Genomic DNA, 18,022 nt, shown 5'->3' on the forward strand with positions numbered 1-18,022 from the left:
CCTGTGGCGCCACCCCTTGTGGGTGGCAAAACCGTAACGATCAGAGATCGGTTACCTTGCGTAGATGGCAGCCACAAGGGCCGCCGCTACACCATGCTTGCGCTTGACCTTCACAATATAGGAAGGCGCAAAATGGTTCTTTACCCGAACCATGCCAAGGATCAAGCTCATGAGTCGCCGCGATTTCCTGACCAAGACACTCGCCGCCCCTGCCATCGCCGCCTTCGCGTCGCGGCTATCGGCCCAAGGCATGCCCGGCATGCACGACATGTCTCACGGCATGTCCATGGGTGCCATGGGAATGCAACACCGTATGCCCATGATGGGCCAATCCACGGACAAACTGGCCGGACCCACTGCGCTGGCCAGTGGTGCCACGTTGCGCCAGCTCCCCAGGCTCGCCAATCAAAGCAAACAGCCAGGTCAGTTTCGCGCCACATTGACAGCCCAACCCCGCTCCGTTGCGCTGCTGGCCAACCCGACCGGTCCGGCCACCGAAATGTGGCTGTATAACGAAGACACGGTGGCGCCCCTGATCGACGTCTTCGAAGGCGACCGGATCGAAATCACCTTCGTCAACCACCTGCCCCAACCGTCCACTATCCATTGGCACGGCCTGCCCGTGCCCAGCGACCAGGACGGCAACCCGGACGCCATGGTCGAACCCGGCGGCACGCGCATCTATACCTTCACGCTGCCCCTGGGCAGCTCGGGCACCTACTGGTACCACCCGCACCCGCATCGACTTTCCAGCGAACAGGTATTCCGCGGCCTGGCGGGCCCGATCATCGTCAGAGCCAAAAACGATCCCCTGGCCACATACCCGGAACGGCATCTGTTCATATCCGACCTGAAGCTGCTGGCCGATGGCGTCATCCCGCCCAACACCATGATGGACTGGATGAATGGCCGCGAGGGGCAATACGTCTTGCTGAACGGCCAGCATCAACCGCGAATTCAACTCAACGGCAACGAGCGCTGGCGTATATGGAATGCCTGCAACGCCCGCTATGTGCGCCTGAGCCTGAACAGCCACACCTTTAGCCAAGTGGGCACCGATGGCGGCTTATTGACCCATGCCGTCCACGACCTGAAGGACATCGTGCTGGCACCCGCCGAACGGGCCGAACTGATCGTATCCGCTCCGCCCCAACCCACATCGTTCCTGCTCACCGCCGCGCCCTACGATCGCAAGAAAATGACCATGGGCCACGGCAGCCCCTCCGACGACCCCACCATCGTTCTGGCCCAGATCAAGACATCGAACGCTCAGCCGCTGCACCTGCCCGACCGCCTGCGAGACATCGCCCCCCTGGACAAGCCCACCGCCACAAAGAAAATCGTGTTCTCCGAAAAAATGAACATGCTGGCCATGGGAATGAACCACGATGGCTTTCCCTCCGGGATGGAATTCCTCCTCAACGGCCGCAGCTTTGCCATGGGCCGCATCGACCAGGAAAGCCGCAAAGACGAAGTCGAACTATGGGAGATCGTCAACCACTCCGACATGGACCACCCCTTCCATATTCATGGCGCCCAATTTCAAATAGTCGAACGTGAACACAAAGGGCAGATCACACCCGAACCCATACTGGCCTGGAAAGACACGGCCAATGTACGCCCCGATGAAACAGTGCGCCTGAAGATCGTGCAAACACTGACAGGCAAGCGCATGTACCATTGCCACATACTCGAACACGAAGACCTGGGAATGATGGGCATCGTAAACGTCGTATAAGAAGAGCAAAGACATATCCGCACCGGAATCCCATGGCACCCACAAGGGGTGCCGCTACAAACACGTACCCGTCAATCATGTAGCGGCAGCCCTTGTGGCTGCCATCGGCGTTCTATAAATACCGCGACGATTTCCAACGATTTGGCAGCCACAAGGGCTGCCGCTACATTAATGACGGTCACGTCATCCAAATCGCCAACACCCCCACAAACATCCACAAAACGAGCGTCGTGGGCGGTCAAGGTGGGGCGGGCGATTCGGGCACGCCGCGCGCAGGGCCGGCTTCGGGGATTCAAGGCGTGCGCTGTTTGAGTGGGACGATTGCGAATAGCCCAGTGGGCTATTCGCCCCACGAGTTCGCACGCCGCCCCGAAGCCGGTCCTGCGCGCGGGAAGTTCTGGCGCAGCCAGAACCGTGCCCGTCAGAGCCCGATCCACCTTGACTGACCACGGCGCGGGGCTAGAAGGTTTTAAGCGGATAGGGTTGATACGAAAAATGCCACCTGCAGCGAATGCCACCCACAAGGGGTGGCGCTACGGGTGGCGCTACAGGGCACCGCTACCGAACCGTTACAACTTCACAACAACAAACACCGCCTAATCGGTAGAATTTCAATAAGCCACAGGCCGATAGCGTCACACCGCATCGAACCCGCAAACCACCGGCAATCCTGCCATCGGCCTCAAAAGGGACCACCACCATGAGCACCCAGCCCCGCGTCACCTTCTTCCACTCCCCCAACACCCGCTCCAGCGGCGCACTGGCACTCTTCGAAGAACTCGGCGTAGCCTACGACCTGCACCTGCTCAACATGAAAAAGGGTGAACAGCGCCAACCCGAATACCTGGCCATCAACCCCATGGGCAAAGTGCCCGCCATCCTGCACGGCAACGCCCTCGTTACCGAACAACCCGCCGTATTCATGTACCTGGCCGATCTCTACCCACAGGCAAAACTCGCACCCCCAATCGGCGACCCGCTGCGCGGACCCTACCTGCGCTGGATGGTGTATTACGGCTCATGCTTCGAACCCGCGCTGATCGACCGTGCCCAGCAAAACACGCCGGCCAAGCCGTCCACGTCGCCCTACGGCGACTACGACACCATGCTGAAAACGCTTACCGACCAGTTGCAACCCGGTCCATGGCTGCTAGGCGACACTTTCACAGCCGCCGACGTGCTGTGGGGCACCGCGCTGGACTGGACCACCCGATTCAAACTGGTCCCCGAAACTCCGACCATCCGCAACTACATCGAGCGCGTAACATCACGTCCGGCCGTAACCCGTGCCCGGGAAAAAGATACGGCAATGGCCGCTGCGCAAGAAAGCGGCACCAATTAAAAAATACCCCTAAACCAGTGACATATATCTGTGAACCAAACCAACGAGAAAACCGTGAAACCCAGCAAAGTTATCCTGATCATTATTGATGGTTTGGCATGGCAGGTCGCCCACGACGGCATGGGCCACTTGCAAGGGTTGTGCGAAGCGGGCCGGGCCAGCCTCTATCAACTTGAATGCGCCTTGCCGTCGCTGTCGCGCCCGCTCTACGAGTGCATCCTGACCGGCGTTCCGCCCGTCGACAGCGGTATCGTCCACAACGACGTCAATCGTTTATCCAACCAGCAGAGCCTGTTTCACCTGGCCCGCGCCGCCGGACTCACGACCGCCGCCGCCACCTATCATTGGTTCAGCGAACTCTACAACCGCTCGCCCTACGTGCCGGTACGCGATCGCTACACAGACGACCCCGCGCTGCCGATCCAACATGGCATCTTCTACCACGGCAACGATTACCCCGATGACCATCTACTGGTCGACGCGGAAACGCTGCGCCAGCGACACGACCCGGATTTTCTGTTGATCCACCCCATGAGCCTGGACGACACCGGCCATCATCACGGCTTTGACAGCCACCAATACCGCAACGCAGCGCGACGCGTCGACAGTGTGCTGGCGGAATATATCCCCGCGTGGCTAGCCGCCGACTACCAAGTGATGGTCACCAGCGACCACGGCATGAACAATGACTGCAACCACGGCGGCATCCTCCCCGAAGAACGTCAAGTGCCGCTATTCCTGGCGGGCAGCCGCTTCAGCCATCACCCCGGAATTCATGCGCGGCAAACCGAAATTTGCGGCATTGCCGCCGATTTGCTGGGCATCGAGCATTCCAAGCAACACAATGCGGGGCTGCTTTTGTGAGATGGAAGCGTCAGACACGCGCACACGCATCAGGGATGTCTGCGCTCTGCCCGGCCTTGGTCGACGGAATGGCGTGTCAGGCCTTGTGAAAAACCTATGCCAGCAAGGAAACAGATCGCCCACGACCAGCGTGGCGCCCATGCACAGCAGAAACCTGATTAATTTCGTTCTAAGCTGACACCCTTAAGCATTTCTTGGCCGGAAATCACATAAAAACGCCCCTCAAAGGGCTAGGACCGGGCAGCTAATAAAAAGCACAAGCTTAAAGTGGACCCATATTTTCAGATGTAATAAAAGAGGCCCCTTTACTTGCTCTTTTATACGTCTCTGACGTATAATCTTATCTATGTACACGATTATCGAAACCCCGACGTTTAGCGCGGATGCCAAAGCCATTTGGCAGGAAGACGAACGTGGTGAGTTCTGCGCCTGGCTGGCGCAGCATCCAGAGGCTGGCGACGTGATCCCCGGTTCGGGCGGCTGTCGCAAGGTGCGCTGGACGCGCCAGGGCACGGGCAAGCGCGGCGGCGTGCGGGTGATTTACTTTAACCGTCTGGACAACGGCGTGATTCACCTGCTGGTGATCTACGCTAAAGCGGTGCGCGGCACCATCCCGGCGCACATTCTGAACGCAATCAAAAAGGAGCTGGAACATGACTAAACGTGAAAGCATGACGGGGCAGGAATTAGGCTTGAAACTGCTGGCCTCGGTCAAACAAATGAAGGCCGGGGTAGGCACGGTGGTGCACTCCCCGGTGGCGCAGGTACGGGCAGCCTCCGAGCTGTCTCAGACGCAATTCGCCGCACTCATGGGCGTATCCGTGCGAACCCTGCAAGAATGGGAGCAAGGTCGACGCAAGCCTTCTGGTGCGGCGCAAACCCTGCTGGCGGTGGCCATGCGCCATCCCGAAGTGCTACGCGAGCTGGCGGTGGCATAGTGAATAATCAACGGTATGAAGCTTTGGATTGCCTAATCGGTATATCGGTGCGTTCCATCTTTCCGAAAATTGCAGCAAGGTCATTATCCGAGGTTCCATTTTTCGGACCTTTAACGATTTCGGCAATGATGCCTTTGTTTATGTACTCTGATAAATCAAACTCGTAGTAGGCACAAATCCGGTTGTTGGTCACCCTATGCTTTGGATCGGATATTTCAAAGCGACTGTCTGTAGTCTGATTTGTAGTCCGATCCGCGATGACCAGCGGCGCATGAATTAAGCGATGTTCCCGCTCTTCATGGAACGCGGGATTTTTTGCGATAACAGCATACCCAGTTAATTGGCGAATCAGCTCATGAAGCCCTCCACATGGAATTTCGGGCAAAGAAATTCCATTATTTTTCGCGCTCATTTTCGCGCTCATGTAAGCAATCTGCTCTTGTACGCCTAAAGGAATTTCTCCCGCCTTTGCCGTGACGTCTCGCATGGCTAATTCAAGTAGCCGCCGGATGAAATTTTGCTGGACGTCCAGTTGATACTCCACCTTGCAAAGCCATAGTTTGGTTTCCTCGGTAAATGCTTGTCGAGGGATTCCTGTCGTACTGGGAAAAAACTCACTATTGAATCCAATTGAAAACCCATAGCCATCATTTGCGTACCCGCGCCATTGGCTGAGCATGTCTCCATCCTCGGAAAAGCAGCAAACATAGGGGCTGAATTTATCGCGATTGTATTGACCGACAACCTGTTGCGCAGCCTCTCGGCCAAACTCCTGCGCAAGCGATGGAAGGATTTCGTCAATAATTCCGACTATCCAGCTTCCTTCCATGTAGTCGGACATATTATTTATACGAGATAGCCAGAGCTTTTTCCCCTGAATGATGCTGAGAAATGCTTCTGGACTACAGTAGTGATACAAGATCATTGTCAATGTTTCTCCATTCAGCCCGCTCTAACCTCATCGTTCCCGCGATACCCCGCCAACAACCGCAAAATCAACAAAGCAAAATCTCGCCCTTTGCCTTCATTACCCAGGATTTCCATAGCCATCTTTTCATGATCCGTCATGGCATCCAGAACAAGGTCTTCGACCCGTTTTGGAAACACCCCATGCATGACCTGCTCGGGGCTATGGCTATTAACCTGAGCCATCACCCCTTCGTCGCGGCTAATGCGGGCGGCCACGCCGTTGGCAAAATGCAGCTGATCATCGTCGCTGATTTCAGCCCCAAACAGGTCGTTCAGCGCGTCGATAATCTCCGAGAGCCGTTTCTTTTCTGGATCGTAGGGCTTGCCGGTGCCGACATCGCTGCCTGGCTTAAGACCATACTCCCCGGTCTTTTCATTCAGTTTCAGAAGCTGCTCGGCCCGCTTGGTCAGCCGATAGTGGGTTAATTCCAATTCCGACACATCCACATCGTCGTCATCCAGACGGCTAATTCGTAATAGCGGATGCAAATGCTTGGCATAGACGTTCAGTTGCTCAAGCTCGCGATCCTCGTAATCGACGATCTGGGATAGAAACTCATACAGCTTCACGAAGCTCTTCAGGTTTTTCTTGAACAGATCCAGCTTATCGATCGCCTCACCCGCCTCTTTCAGTGCATGCTCGGCTTTTTGAAGGCCCACCTTGTCGCCATTGTTTCGGACTACCTGTACCACCTGTTTCGCCATGCCACGCGCATTGGCGGCAAAGGCGTAGCGCTTGGCAAACCGCTCCTTGGCTGGCAGGCAGTAATAACTGAGTTTGGAGGCAGCCGCCTTGGGATCAAAAAACGCTGCGGCAAAGGATTCGACCTCCTCCCAGTAGTAGATATGCTCTTCATCGAGCCTCTTTTGCAGGTCGTAGACGATCTGCGGATCTGACACATCGGTCAATTCCGCCTTGTTGTAGTACGGCAAGAAGGCGTTCAGGACATCTTGCGAATCGTTAAAGAAATCCAGGATGAAGGTTTCCTTGCCCGGAAAGATCCGATTCAGGCGGGATAGGGTCTGTACGCAGTCCACACCATCGAGCTTTTTGTCCACGTACATGGCGCAGAGCTTGGGCTGATCAAATCCGGTCTGAAACTTGTTGGCGGCGATCATGACGTTGAAGTCCTGCGTATCGAACGCCTTTGCCAGGTCCTGGCCATGCAGGCCCGCGTTCAACAGAAAACTCGTTTCGCTGACTTCTTGCGGGATCACCTCGTCGGCAAGCACGGTGCCTGAGAAAGCCACCAGCGGGTGCACGTCCTGATAGCCCTTCTGTTTGACGTACGCGAGCATGGCCAACTGGTAGCGCACTGCTTCCTGGCGGCTGCCGGTGACAACCATGGCCTTGGCCTGGCCATCGAGCAAATGGCGCACATGATCGCGAAAGTGCTCGACGATGATCTCGACCCGCTGGTTAACATTGTAGGGGTGCAGTTTTACCCATCGGGCGAGCTTGGCGCGGGCCTTCTTGGTGTCGACCTCGTCATCAACCCCGTCGGGATGCGCAAGCTTCCAGGCTGTGCTGTAAGTGGTGTAGTTCTGCAATACGTCCAGAATAAAACCTTCTTCGATAGCCTGGCGCATGGAATACACATGGAAGGCTTCGGGCTTGTTATTGACGCTTCGCTCCGTCGTGGGATCGGGCGGGCGACCGAACAACTCCAGCGTTTTAGCTTTAGGGGTTGCGGTAAAGGCGTAATAGCTGATTCGGTCATTGGGGCGACGTGCGGAGACCGCCGCGTCCAGTAGTTCTTGGGCGCTGACCTCTTCACCCTCCGGGCGATCACTGCCCAAAATGGCTTTGAGCTTATTGGCGGACGAACCCGTTTGCGACGAGTGCGCCTCGTCCGCAATCACGGCATAGCACCCACTGGCAAGCTTCGGGTACTTATCGAGCGCATCAAAGAGCGCCGGAAAAGTCTGGATCGTGACGATAATGATGCGGGCCTGGTCGGCCAGCGCTTCGGCCAACTGCTCAGACTTACTCTGGTTGCCAATGTCGTTCGTGATGGGCTTGACCACCCCTTGCGCATGGTCGAACTGATAAATCGTGCTCTGTAGTTGCTCGTCGAGCACCGTGCGGTCGGTCACAACGATAATCGAATTAAAGAGGCGCTGGCCGCCCCCATCGTAGAGCGAGGCCAACTGGTGGGCAGCCCAGGCGATGGAGTTCGATTTACCGGATCCCGCACTATGCTGGATCAAATAGCGCTGGCCAACACCCTCCAGACGAGTTGCCTCAATCAGTTCGTTCACCACATCCCACTGATGATAGCGGGGGAAAATCAGCGACTCACGCACACGGGTCGCACCGTGAAAATCCTCGACCTTGGTTTTTTGCAGATGAAGAAAGCGCGCCAGCACCTTGAGCCAGGCGTCCTTCTGAAAGAGGCGCTCCCACAGATAACGGGTGGCATAGCTATTTTCATCGGGCGGCATGGGGTTGCCCGCCCCGCCTTCTTCGCTACCCAGGTTAAAGGGCAGGAAGAAGGTATCATCGCCCGCCAGATCGGTGGCCATGGCCACCTCAAACTGGCTCACGGCAAAATGCACCAGCGCACCGCGCTTGAAGGTCAGTAAAGGCTCGGGCTTACGCGTGAGCGGATCCTTTACCGGGCGATCCTTGCGGTATTGGCGTTTGGCATTTTCCACCGACTGCTTGAACTCGCTTTTGAGCTCCAGCGTGGCCGTAGGGATACCGTTCACAAATAGCACTAGGTCCAGCCGGGGGTTATAGTCGCCTTCGCGAAAATGCGGCGAATAGGAAACCTCGGGCACGACACGCAGGCGGTTTGCGCCGTAACGGGCCACGGAATCCGGGTTCATGCCGTGATCGGGCTTGAAACTACACAGGTCGATTTTGACGCCTGGGACCTTAAAGCCGTGGCGAAGCACATCCAGGGTGCCATCCTGTTCGAGGGCGCGGACGGTTTTCTGGATCAGGGTCTTGGCGGGATCCTGGGGATTGCTCTTGCAGAACTTTTCCCAGCGGTCGAGATGGGCGGTCTGGAAATAGGCCAGGAGGTCCTCGGTATATACAGCGTTGGCTCGGTCATAGCCCGACGACGTACCGACCAGCCAGCCTTGTGCGGATAAGGCGTCGATAATGTCCTGTTGGAATACCGCTTCTTTGCTGTCAGCCAAGAGCCGCCTCCGTTTGGTTTTCTGTTTGTGGTGCTGCGCGAGCTTGCCAGCTGCGGACATCGATTTTGCCGGTGACGGCAGCGGAGATCAGCGCGGAGCGGCGTTCCCTGAGTAGCTCTGCCATGCCAATTGACTCTGCAATCAAACTATCCAAAACATGCAAAGCCTTGCTCAAATGCAGGGACATCTGCAACTGCTCAGTCAACGGAGGGACCATCATTTGATAGTTGACGATTGTTGAAATATTGACATGAGGTGCCGTGGCGCCAACGGTATCGACCTCACCCTGTCTATATACAGGAACAGAATTCAGTTGATACATAAAAAACTCCGGGCAGACATGTGCACCCACTCGAAATTGCATCATCCTCTGCCCGAGCGCAAAAAGATCAGACTCTGGAACCAACGCAGCATGCCCCCACCGTTCACCCTCTCGGCCATACACGACATCATTCTTTATTAAGGACGATCTGCGGGTGCGATTAAGGTACTCACCATGCTGCAAGCGGTACATTCCTTCAGGCTTCAGCACTCCCTGGTCAAGGTCTGCTGTTCTGATTACAAGATAATCTCCATCCGGGTCGTAAACAGGGGTTTCATGGGGACAATCCACTACGCGGTCCGTCATGAACTTCAGCTTTGATACGGCCCAATGCGCCGGCATCTTCCCCAGCCATTCCACCCCCGAGTCTTTCATCGGAACATTCGGATCCAGGCCCTTGGTCACGGCATGCGAAATCACCGCCTGGCGCTTTTCCTTCAATAATTCGATCAGGCGTTGCTGTTCTTCGATCAGGGTGTCGATTTTGGCGGATTCGTGATTGAGAAATTGGGCAATTTTTACTTGTTCGGCAGGAGGAGGAAATGGTGTGGGCGTTGCAGCCACTTTCTCAGCGGTGAAATGTGCGATAGTCGATTTATTACAAACAACATCTATATAGCCGCTTTTCTTAATTGAAACCATCCAATAAAACAGGTAACGGGTGCTATTACTTCCCAAAGAGCGAATCCTGTTAATTGCATTCTGAAAATAGCACTCTTGATCCGAATCCCATAAGGCAGATCGCCCAACATCGCCACCCTCACTAACTAAAAGATCACCTTTAAGCAATCGCAGTGATTTTTTCTCGGATGGGGAGAACCACATTGCTCTAACATCCCGGGCATCAACACCCGCGGACTGGATGTTCGCAGCCCTTAAATAAGGTAAAAATTCATCATCCTCGTTTTTCGAATCCGGCTGAAGCATTTTCCCCAAGACAACTTCATACCCGCGCTTCAACAACGTCACAGTCCAATGTATCGGAAACATCCCCAGCCACTCTACCCCCGAATCTTTATACGCCGGATATTTCAGAAAGCTCATGCCGACAATGCCTCAATCATCTGCTTGATCTTATCGGTGCACGCTTTCAGGTCGCGGTCGATTTCTTCCAGTGGCCTGGGTAGAGCAAACACATAAAAGTGCCGGTTAAACGGAATTTCATATCCTACGACACCTAAATCCCCATCCTGTGTATCCACTTTGGATTCATCAATCCATGCATCGGACACGTGGGGTTTCACTTCCCGCTCAAAGCAGTCGCGGACGGATTCCCCCAGCGGCACGTTTTCGTAATCCCGCAGACTTGGATCAGCCTCGGGCACGCCTTTATTCATGCATACATCGGCTTCGGCATCCCGTTCGCCCAGGGTGTTAAGCAACACTTTCATTTCCGCCATGCCAGACGGCGCATCATGCGCGCCCAACGCTTTCTTCAGGACTTTGCGAAACTGCTCACGGTTCTTATAGACAACACCGCCATCCATAGACCGCAACGCCCGGCCAAGGTTATCTCGCACGCCATCACCAAGTTTCTGGATGGCCTTTTCCTCAAGTACAGCCTGGATACGCGCTTCTGTTACCTGAAAAGACAGCCGTAGCGGACGCTCAACCGTAATACGCCGATAACCAAATGCCTCATTAACGAACAGCTTGCTTTGCGGCGTCTCTTCAAACCGCCCGTACAGCCGCACCAGGTCGTTGATTTGCTCATCAGTAATATATTGGCGCTTGCTGCCCAGGGATTTGCGCATCTTGCTGAAATGCTGGGTGCCGTCGATGAGCTGTACCTTGCCTTTACGCGGCACGGGTTTATTGTTACTCAGTAACCAAACATAGGTCGCAATGCCCGTGTTGTAGAACATGTCGGTGGGCAGCGCCACAATGGCTTCCACCAGATCATTTTGAAGCAGATAACGCCGGATCTCGGATTCACCGCTACCGGCCCCGCCCGTGAACAGGGGCGATCCGTTCAGAATGATGCCGATGCGCGAGCCACCTTCGCGCGGATCGCGCATCTTGCTGACCAGGTGAAGGAGGAAAAGCAGCGATCCATCCGACACCCTGGGCAAGCCCGGTCCAAAACGGCCATCGAAGCCTCGACCGGTGTGCTCGTCGCTAACCTGCTTCTGGACCTTCTTCCACTCCACACCAAAGGGAGGATTACTGAGCATGAAGTCAAAGGTATTGTCGGCCAGTTGGTCGTCAGCCAGGGTGTTACCCAACTTGATGTGGCCGACCTCTTGGCCCTTGATCAGCATATCTGCCTTGCAGATCGCATACGACTCGGGGTTGAGCTCTTGCCCGAACAGCGAAACGGTAACTTTCTGGCTAATCGACTGGATGTAAGCATCACCTTCGGACAAGAATCCGCCCGTACCCGCTGTAGGGTCGTAGATCGTCACGATGCTGTTGGGCTTGAGCTTGCTATCCTGGCCCGTCATCAGCAGCGATGTCGTTAGATGAACAATATCCCGTGGCGTGAAATGTTCGCCAGCGGTTTCATTGGAGCTTTCGGCAAACTTGCGGATCAGCTCTTCAAAGATGACACCCATGCCAAAATTGCTAACGCTATCCGGACTCAGATCGACTGTCGCAAAGCGTTGAACCACCCGATACAACAAGTCGGCCGATGCCAATTGTTGGACAAAATCCTCAAAATGGAAATGCTCAAAAATCTCGCGACCATCTGCACTGAACGACTGCACATAACTCATCAGGTCGTCGCTCGTCTGGGTATCGGACAGGGTCGCCAAGGTAAGCGGCGAGGCATTGAAGAATTGCTGGCCGGCCACACGCAGCAACAGCTTTTCCCTAACAACATCCGGCTTGTTCTGGTGCTTACGGGCAGCTTGCAACACTACACCCTTAGTAGGGGCCAGTACGCACTCCATACGGCGCAGCAGCGTGAACGGCAAAATAATGCGCCCATATTGGGATTGTTTGAAGTCTCCTCGCAGCAAATCGGCCACCGACCAAATAAAAGAGGCCAACTGCGAATATTTTTCTGCGTTCAAGCTACAACTCCTTACAAGACACCGGTAGATTAACTCATGTCGAAATCTTCCTACAATTCAAAGATATGGCATCCGGCGCATTGGTGTCTGCAACGTTCCGATGGCGGCTGCAACCACGGCCAACTTACCCTTGAACATCCCGGTGTCGTACTTCCGCCCCACAAAATAGGCGAAGCCTCTCGTGAAGACCCAGTCAAACTAGCCTTTGAGAATAGCCGCCCTCTGCTCATATAAGCCATTTTTGCCCTACCAAGAGGGGCAATTCCACTCCAAAAATGGCACAGTAGCTGAATGGCAGCATATTCTGTTGCCAAACGTACAAAATTTGATACACTGGTATGGAAGAGGCACATGGATGAAAAGCGAATCGATTGGCGTGGGTCGTCGTTACGGGACATCAAGGATAACAAGCTCTTCACACCCAATGCACGCAAAGAGGCTGGACACCAGCTCAGCCAGATTCAAGCAGGGCTCGAGCCTGACGACTGGAAGCCATTCGATGTTGTAGGCCCAGGCACAAAGGAAATTCGCATTAACATTGACGACGGGTGGTTCCGTGTGATCTATGTCGCCAAATTTCCAGAAGCTGTTTATGTCCTGCACTGCTTCAAGAAAAAGACAGCTTCAACCAGCAAACAGGACAAAGATATAGCGGCCACTCGTTACAAAGCCGTTCTCCAAGAAAGGAATCGGAAATGAGCATAGAAACCAGATCCACGCACGTGACCCCGGTGGGCGGCAACGTGTTCGCTGACTTGGGGTTCGCACCAGAAGAAGCAGCAGCACTACAAGCCGAATCCCAACGCATCATTTCAGAAAAGCTGGCTATCAAGGAATCCCTGATGGCCGAACTGACGGAATGGATTGAGGCCGAAAAACTCAAACAAGCGGATGCGGCGAAAATCCTTGGCGTCACGCGCCCCAGAGTATCCGACGTTATTCACAAGAAAACAGTCAAGTTCACGATCGACGCGTTGGTGGACATGCTAGCCAGAGCCGGCAAGCGCGTTCACTTGTCTGTGCTATGAGCGAAGAAATAATGAAGTGCCGACACGGACACGCGCATCAGGGATGTCTGCGCTCCGCCCGGCCCTGCTCCATAGGGTGGCCTGTCAGACCCTGTGAAAAAACCTGTGCCAGCAAGGGAACAGATCGCCCGTGGCGGGCGTGGCGCCCTTGCCGCAGAAACCTGATCAATTTCATTCCAAGTTGACGCATAATCTTCTGACTTCAATATTAAAACCCGGCCCATGAAAGAGCCAGCTTGCAACTGCGGCGTAGGGCTGTGGCTTTACTACGCTGCTCGCACCGACGCAGCAAAAATCCGCAAAGCCCTGAGCCATGCAGATTTAAAAGTATGGATTCTGGTGGGCGGTACAAGGTTCGAACTTGTGACCCCTGCCGTGTGAAGGCAGTGCTCTACCACTGAGCTAACCGCCCGAAGGATCGTAACCACCGACCGTCGGAAGGCCGCTATTGTACATCAATCGGTTGCTGGGGGCGGCTGCCTTGGCACCCACAAGGGGTGCCGCTACAAAAACGCCTGCGTGAATTATGTAGCGATGGGCCTGTAGCGACAGGCCTTGTGCCTGTCATCCGTGCAAGATACCGTCTGGCTGTCAACGATTGGCAGCCACAAGGGCTGCCACTACAGAACATTCCAATTGATTTCCTAGGGGCGACCCTTAGGGTCGCCCTCGCCGGCGCCATCACGATAAAATCATGTATTGGCCGATAATCCGCGGCCACCGCAAACAGGTTCCCATGTTACGTATAAGCGAAATCAAGCTGCCGCTGGACCACTCGGAAGACGAGCTGGAGTCGGCGATTCGCTCACGCCTGGCGTTGCTTCATGTCCCCGCCAACGAGCTGACCCGCTATACGGTGTACCGCCGCGCGCACGATGCGCGCAAGCGTTCCGAGATCAAGCTGACCTATATTGTCGATGTGGAAGTAAAAGACGAAGCCGCCGCGCTGCGCCATATAGGCGGGCAACCGCATTTTTCGGCCACGCCGGATATGTCTTACAAATTTGTGGCGCAGGCGCCGAAAGCCGTGAAAACGCTTCGGCCTGTCGTCATCGGCATAGGACCCTGCGGCCTGTTCGCGGGCCTGGTCCTGGCGCAGATGGGTTTTTGCCCGATCATTCTCGAACGCGGCAAAGCTGTCCGCGAACGGACTGTGGATACGTGGGGCCTGTGGCGCAAGAATGTACTGAACCCCGAATCGAACGTGCAGTTCGGCGAAGGCGGCGCGGGAACGTTTTCGGACGGCAAGCTGTATAGCCAGATCAAAGACCCCAAACACTATGGCCGCAAGGTGCTGGAAGAATTCGTGCTTGCCGGCGCGCCCGATAACATTCTTTATCTTAGCCGGCCGCATATCGGCACATTCCGGCTGGTCGGGATGGTCGAGAAAATGCGGGCCGCCATCCACCGGCTTGGCGGAGAAGTGCGTTTCCAAAGCCGTGTCGACGACATTCTGATCGAAGGCGGCCAATTGCGCGGCCTGGCGCTTTCCAATGGCGAAATCCTGGACTGTGACCATGTCGTGCTGGCCGTCGGACACAGTGCGCGCGATACATTCCAGATGCTGCATGAGCGCGGCGTCTACATGGAAGCGAAACCTTTTTCGCTGGGCTTTCGGATCGAGCACCCGCAAGGCCTCATCGACCGCAGCCAGTTCGGCAAGTTTGCAGGGCATAAATTGCTGGGCGCGGCCGACTACAAAATTGTCCACCACTGCAGCAACGGCCGTTCGGTCTATAGTTTTTGCATGTGTCCGGGCGGCACCGTGGTGGCCGCGGCGTCGGAACCGGGGCGGGTCGTGACCAACGGCATGAGCCAGTATTCGCGCAACGAACGCAATGCCAACGCGGGCATCGTGGTCGGTATTACGCCGGACGACTTCCCCGGCGGCCCGCTCGCCGGCATTGCCTTCCAGCGGCATTGGGAAGAGCGGGCATTCGAACTGGGCGGCGGCGATTACTGCGCGCCGGGGCAACGGGTCGGCGATTTCATCGCCGGGCGGCCGTCGACGGCGCTGGGCTCGGTTGAACCATCGTACAAGCCCGGCGTGCATCTGACCGACTTGAGCACGGCCCTGCCCGATTATGCGATCGAGGCAATACGCGAGGCCTTGCCGCAAATCGACAAGAAACTTCCGGGCTACGCCATGGATGACGCCATACTGACGGGCGTCGAAACACGCACCTCATCGCCAATACGCGTGCGGCGCAAGGACAATTACCAAAGCATGAACGTAGAAGGCCTGTTCCCGGCCGGCGAGGGTGCGGGCTACGCCGGTGGTATCTATTCGGCGGCGATCGACGGCATCAAGGCGGCCGAAGCGCTGGCCCTGGATATTATGGCGCGGTAAAAAGCCGCGCCGCATAAAAAACGCAACACCTGCCTTGCGGCCGGGCGCCAGGGTTTGTAGCGGCACCCCTTGTGGGTGCCAAAATCGTTGGCGGCCAAGACGGTATCTTGCATCGATGACAGGCACAAGGCCTGTCGCTACAGCTATTGCTACGAGCCCGTCGCTATAGCTGTCGCTACGGACCTGTCGCTACAAAATCACGCCTTGCGCCACACGCAAGGTTCGCCCGACGCCTTATCCAGAACGTCCAGATACGTCTCGTGTGCCGCCATTTCTTCGGCCGAGGCCGCTACCACTTTCAAACCGGACGTGTCGAATTTTTCCACTCGCGCCGTGCGCCCGTTTTGAACGTCGGAGGCGTCAAAATCCATCAGCAGCGCATCTTGGCCGCGCGTCATGGCCAGCCAGACCTCGGCCAGCAATTCCGAGTCGAGCAAGGCGCCATGCAGGGTGCGATGGGCGTTCGATATCCCATACCGCTCGCACAAGGCGTCGAGCGAATTGCGTTTGCCTGGGTGCAGTTCGCGCGCGTGCAGCAAAGAATCGGTAATCGTGTCGCACAGATCTTCGAACAAGGGCTTCCCCGCCCGAGTCAGTTCGGCATTCAGGAATTTCTTGTCGAAGGGCGCGTTATGAATAATGACCTCGGCGCCTTTCACATAGTCGATAATCTGATCGGTGATTTCGGGAAAGCGTGGGTGGCCCGAAAGGAATTCGGTGGTCAAGCCGTGGATTCTGAGCGCTTCCGGGTCGCTGTCCCGATCGGGGTTGAGATACAAATGCAAATGATTACCAGTCAGGCTGCGGTTGACCATTTCCACGCAGGCGATTTCAACAATTCGATGCCCCTGCGAGGGTTCCAGGCCGGTGGTTTCGGTATCAAGAAAAATCTGTCGCATGAAAAATCCTGTGAGCGGGTGGACGTTGGCGTGCAAAACGCAATCTGCATGGATGCGTCCGTGAGGTTCCTGTATGCCATTTTAAACGGCAATGCATTTGCGGATATCGTTTTGATTGCCTTTATGCCACCCACAAGGGGTGGCGCTACAAAAAGGCTGCCGCTACTTCAAACGCGCCTGTTCGACCCCCATATTGGCCAGCTCGTCGGCACGTTCGTTGCCCGGATCGCCGGCATGGCCCTTGACCCACTTCCAGCTCAGGCTGTGCTGTTGCACCAGCGCATCGAGCTGCTGCCATAGGTCGGCATTTTTGACCGGTTTTTTATCGGCGGTGCGCCAGCCGCGGCGCTTCCAGTTGACGAGCCATTCCGTCATGCCTTTTTGCACATACTGTGAATCGGTGTGCACCACGACCTCGCAGCGCCGCTTCAATACTTTTAACGCCTCGATGACCGCCATGAGCTCCATGCGATTATTGGTGGTGTCGGGCTCGCCGCCGCATAATGTTTTTTCGTGCCGCCCCTGACGCAACAAAGCTCCCCAGCCTCCCAGACCCGGATTGCCTTTGCACGCCCCATCAGTCCATATATCTACCTGACCACTATCCATTAACCTCTTTCCCAATTAAAACTCCGAGTCAAAACCCCGAGTGCCGCCCTGTAACGACCGATTGCCGACGACGCACGTGCTTGGTCTTGCGCTTCCATTGCGGGCCGATTACACGCAGGCCCACGACCCGCTTGACGGCGGACACCACGTACACCGCTCCGCAAACCGGCCACCAGCGATCTCCCGCCGAGTCCATGAACGCCCAGCGCTGCAGCCATTTTTCAGTGAGGCAAGGCGGCGCGTAACAGCCGAAACGGCCCCGGTCGACCTCGAAGGACAAGAGCTTGAACCAATCTTTCAAACGCGGCAAGGATACCTGCAAATGCGCGGCAACCGGCATCAAGGGCTCCAGGCCCGGCACGCGCTCACGCGCCCCCCACAGGCTCCACGGGTTGAATCCGGAAATCACCACCCGCCCCTCGGGCATCAGAACGCGCTCGGCCTCGCGCAGAATTTGATGCGGATTCGTTGAGCATTCAAGCACATGCGGCAGCATCAGCAGGTCGATGCTCTGGCTATCGAACGGCAGGTTTTCCGGGTCGGTAACCAGCGTCAGCCTCCCGCTGGACTGCGCCGAGCCGGCCACCACATGGGTATAGTCCTTGTAGGGCATGCGGTTGGCCGAAAGCAAATCCCATTCGGGCAAGCCGATCTGCACGGCGCGGTAGCCAAATACGTTGACCACCATGCCATCGACCTGTTTTTGCTCCCACGCTTTGACGTATCGGCCGCAAGGACTATCCAGCCATCCCTCAAGCTCTACAATAGGCGATTGATCGAAAGACACTTTTGCCCC

Annotated in this window: 16 protein-coding genes and 1 tRNA gene; 9 read left to right on the plus strand and 8 right to left on the minus strand. The window is 56.0% G+C overall.

Annotated elements, in window-relative coordinates:
• The first annotated feature begins 169 nt into the window (after positions 1-169).
• The 6 genes from EDC26_RS00580 to EDC26_RS00605 all read left to right on the plus strand — a co-directional run bounded on the left by EDC26_RS00580 (position 170) and on the right by EDC26_RS00605 (position 4,882).
• Positions 170-1,738, plus strand: a complete 1,569-nt coding sequence (locus tag EDC26_RS00580) for a multicopper oxidase family protein (protein WP_132579332.1) — start codon at positions 170-172, stop codon at positions 1,736-1,738.
• Positions 1,739-1,830: 92 nt separating this feature from the next.
• Positions 1,831-2,184, plus strand: a complete 354-nt coding sequence (locus EDC26_RS00585) for a hypothetical protein (protein WP_132579333.1) — start codon at positions 1,831-1,833, stop codon at positions 2,182-2,184.
• 254 nt (positions 2,185-2,438) lie between these two features.
• Positions 2,439-3,080 carry a glutathione S-transferase family protein gene (locus EDC26_RS00590; RefSeq protein WP_132579334.1) on the plus strand — a complete coding sequence of 214 codons (642 nt, stop codon included), beginning with the start codon at positions 2,439-2,441 and terminating at the stop codon, positions 3,078-3,080.
• Positions 3,081-3,134: 54 nt separating this feature from the next.
• On the plus strand, positions 3,135-3,944 hold the full coding sequence (locus EDC26_RS00595) for an alkaline phosphatase family protein (protein WP_132579335.1): 810 nt from the start codon (positions 3,135-3,137) through the stop codon (positions 3,942-3,944).
• Positions 3,945-4,290: 346 nt separating this feature from the next.
• Complete coding sequence (locus EDC26_RS00600; RefSeq protein WP_132579336.1) at positions 4,291-4,605, plus strand: transcriptional regulator; 315 nt, start codon at positions 4,291-4,293, stop codon at positions 4,603-4,605.
• Positions 4,598-4,882 (plus strand): helix-turn-helix domain-containing protein, encoded by a 285-nt coding sequence (locus EDC26_RS00605; RefSeq protein WP_132579337.1) that lies wholly within the window; start codon positions 4,598-4,600, stop codon positions 4,880-4,882. The genes EDC26_RS00600 and EDC26_RS00605 overlap by 8 nt, the downstream gene beginning before the upstream one ends.
• A gap of 7 nt (positions 4,883-4,889) precedes the next feature.
• Here the strand turns inward: EDC26_RS00605 and EDC26_RS00610 are convergent, their stop codons facing one another.
• Genes EDC26_RS00610 through EDC26_RS00635 form a run of 4 tightly spaced genes read right to left on the minus strand, consistent with a single transcriptional unit; the run spans position 4,890 to position 12,340 of the window.
• Positions 4,890-5,807, minus strand: a complete 918-nt coding sequence (locus EDC26_RS00610; protein WP_132579338.1) for a DUF2971 domain-containing protein — start codon at positions 5,805-5,807, stop codon at positions 4,890-4,892.
• Between the two features lie 17 nt (positions 5,808-5,824).
• Positions 5,825-9,001, minus strand: coding sequence for a type I restriction endonuclease subunit R (locus EDC26_RS00615; RefSeq protein WP_132579339.1), 3,177 nt, complete (start codon positions 8,999-9,001; stop codon positions 5,825-5,827).
• On the minus strand, positions 8,994-10,367 hold the full coding sequence (locus EDC26_RS20195) for a restriction endonuclease subunit S (RefSeq protein WP_207915029.1): 1,374 nt from the start codon (positions 10,365-10,367) through the stop codon (positions 8,994-8,996). Before EDC26_RS20195 ends, EDC26_RS00615 begins: the two co-directional genes overlap by 8 nt.
• Positions 10,364-12,340, minus strand: coding sequence for a type I restriction-modification system subunit M (locus EDC26_RS00635; protein WP_132579340.1), 1,977 nt, complete (start codon positions 12,338-12,340; stop codon positions 10,364-10,366). The genes EDC26_RS20195 and EDC26_RS00635 overlap by 4 nt, the downstream gene beginning before the upstream one ends.
• Before the next feature lie 351 nt (positions 12,341-12,691).
• Between EDC26_RS00635 and EDC26_RS00645 the strand changes: the two genes are divergently transcribed.
• On the plus strand, positions 12,692-13,039 hold the full coding sequence (locus EDC26_RS00645; protein ID WP_132579341.1) for a type II toxin-antitoxin system RelE/ParE family toxin: 348 nt from the start codon (positions 12,692-12,694) through the stop codon (positions 13,037-13,039).
• Positions 13,036-13,368, plus strand: a complete 333-nt coding sequence (locus EDC26_RS00650; RefSeq protein WP_132579342.1) for a helix-turn-helix domain-containing protein — start codon at positions 13,036-13,038, stop codon at positions 13,366-13,368. Before EDC26_RS00645 ends, EDC26_RS00650 begins: the two co-directional genes overlap by 4 nt.
• A 337-nt stretch (positions 13,369-13,705) precedes the next feature.
• On the opposite strand, the gene EDC26_RS00655 is transcribed toward EDC26_RS00650, so the two are convergent.
• Positions 13,706-13,780: transfer RNA gene (locus EDC26_RS00655), tRNA-Val, on the minus strand.
• Positions 13,781-14,104: 324 nt separating this feature from the next.
• Here EDC26_RS00655 and EDC26_RS00660 point away from each other — a divergent pair.
• Positions 14,105-15,718 carry an NAD(P)/FAD-dependent oxidoreductase gene (locus EDC26_RS00660; protein ID WP_132579343.1) on the plus strand — a complete coding sequence of 538 codons (1,614 nt, stop codon included), beginning with the start codon at positions 14,105-14,107 and terminating at the stop codon, positions 15,716-15,718.
• A gap of 197 nt (positions 15,719-15,915) precedes the next feature.
• Here EDC26_RS00660 and dnaQ read toward each other — a convergent pair whose 3' ends face one another.
• The 3 genes from dnaQ to EDC26_RS00675 all read right to left on the minus strand — a co-directional run bounded on the left by dnaQ (position 15,916) and on the right by EDC26_RS00675 (position 18,013).
• On the minus strand, positions 15,916-16,617 hold the full coding sequence (gene dnaQ, locus EDC26_RS00665; protein ID WP_132579344.1) for a DNA polymerase III subunit epsilon: 702 nt from the start codon (positions 16,615-16,617) through the stop codon (positions 15,916-15,918).
• Between the two features lie 162 nt (positions 16,618-16,779).
• Complete coding sequence (gene rnhA, locus EDC26_RS00670; protein WP_132579345.1) at positions 16,780-17,226, minus strand: ribonuclease HI; 447 nt, start codon at positions 17,224-17,226, stop codon at positions 16,780-16,782.
• Between the two features lie 28 nt (positions 17,227-17,254).
• Entirely contained in the window at positions 17,255-18,013 is a 759-nt protein-coding gene (locus tag EDC26_RS00675) for a class I SAM-dependent methyltransferase (RefSeq protein ID WP_132579346.1), read from the minus strand.
• Positions 18,014-18,022: the final 9 nt, after the last annotated feature.

Source organism: Paralcaligenes ureilyticus (genome assembly GCF_004346225.1).
Lineage (GTDB): Bacteria > Pseudomonadota > Gammaproteobacteria > Burkholderiales > Burkholderiaceae_B > Paralcaligenes > Paralcaligenes ureilyticus.

Excerpts from the sequence above, each read along its gene's own strand:
- EDC26_RS00580 (WP_132579332.1), top strand. The coding sequence starts at position 170 with ATGAGTCGCCGCGATTTCCTGACCAAGACACTCGCCGCCCCTGCCATC.
- EDC26_RS00590 (WP_132579334.1), top strand. The coding sequence starts at position 2,439 with ATGAGCACCCAGCCCCGCGTCACCTTCTTCCACTCCCCCAACACCCGC.
- EDC26_RS00600 (WP_132579336.1), top strand. The coding sequence starts at position 4,291 with ATGTACACGATTATCGAAACCCCGACGTTTAGCGCGGATGCCAAAGCC.
- EDC26_RS00605 (WP_132579337.1), top strand. The coding sequence starts at position 4,598 with ATGACTAAACGTGAAAGCATGACGGGGCAGGAATTAGGCTTGAAACTG.
- EDC26_RS00610 (WP_132579338.1), bottom strand. The coding sequence starts at position 5,807 with ATGATCTTGTATCACTACTGTAGTCCAGAAGCATTTCTCAGCATCATT.
- EDC26_RS20195 (WP_207915029.1), bottom strand. The coding sequence starts at position 10,367 with ATGAGCTTTCTGAAATATCCGGCGTATAAAGATTCGGGGGTAGAGTGG.
- EDC26_RS00645 (WP_132579341.1), top strand. The coding sequence starts at position 12,692 with ATGGATGAAAAGCGAATCGATTGGCGTGGGTCGTCGTTACGGGACATC.
- EDC26_RS00650 (WP_132579342.1), top strand. The coding sequence starts at position 13,036 with ATGAGCATAGAAACCAGATCCACGCACGTGACCCCGGTGGGCGGCAAC.
- EDC26_RS00660 (WP_132579343.1), top strand. The coding sequence starts at position 14,105 with ATGTTACGTATAAGCGAAATCAAGCTGCCGCTGGACCACTCGGAAGAC.
- dnaQ (WP_132579344.1), bottom strand. The coding sequence starts at position 16,617 with ATGCGACAGATTTTTCTTGATACCGAAACCACCGGCCTGGAACCCTCG.
- rnhA (WP_132579345.1), bottom strand. The coding sequence starts at position 17,226 with ATGGATAGTGGTCAGGTAGATATATGGACTGATGGGGCGTGCAAAGGC.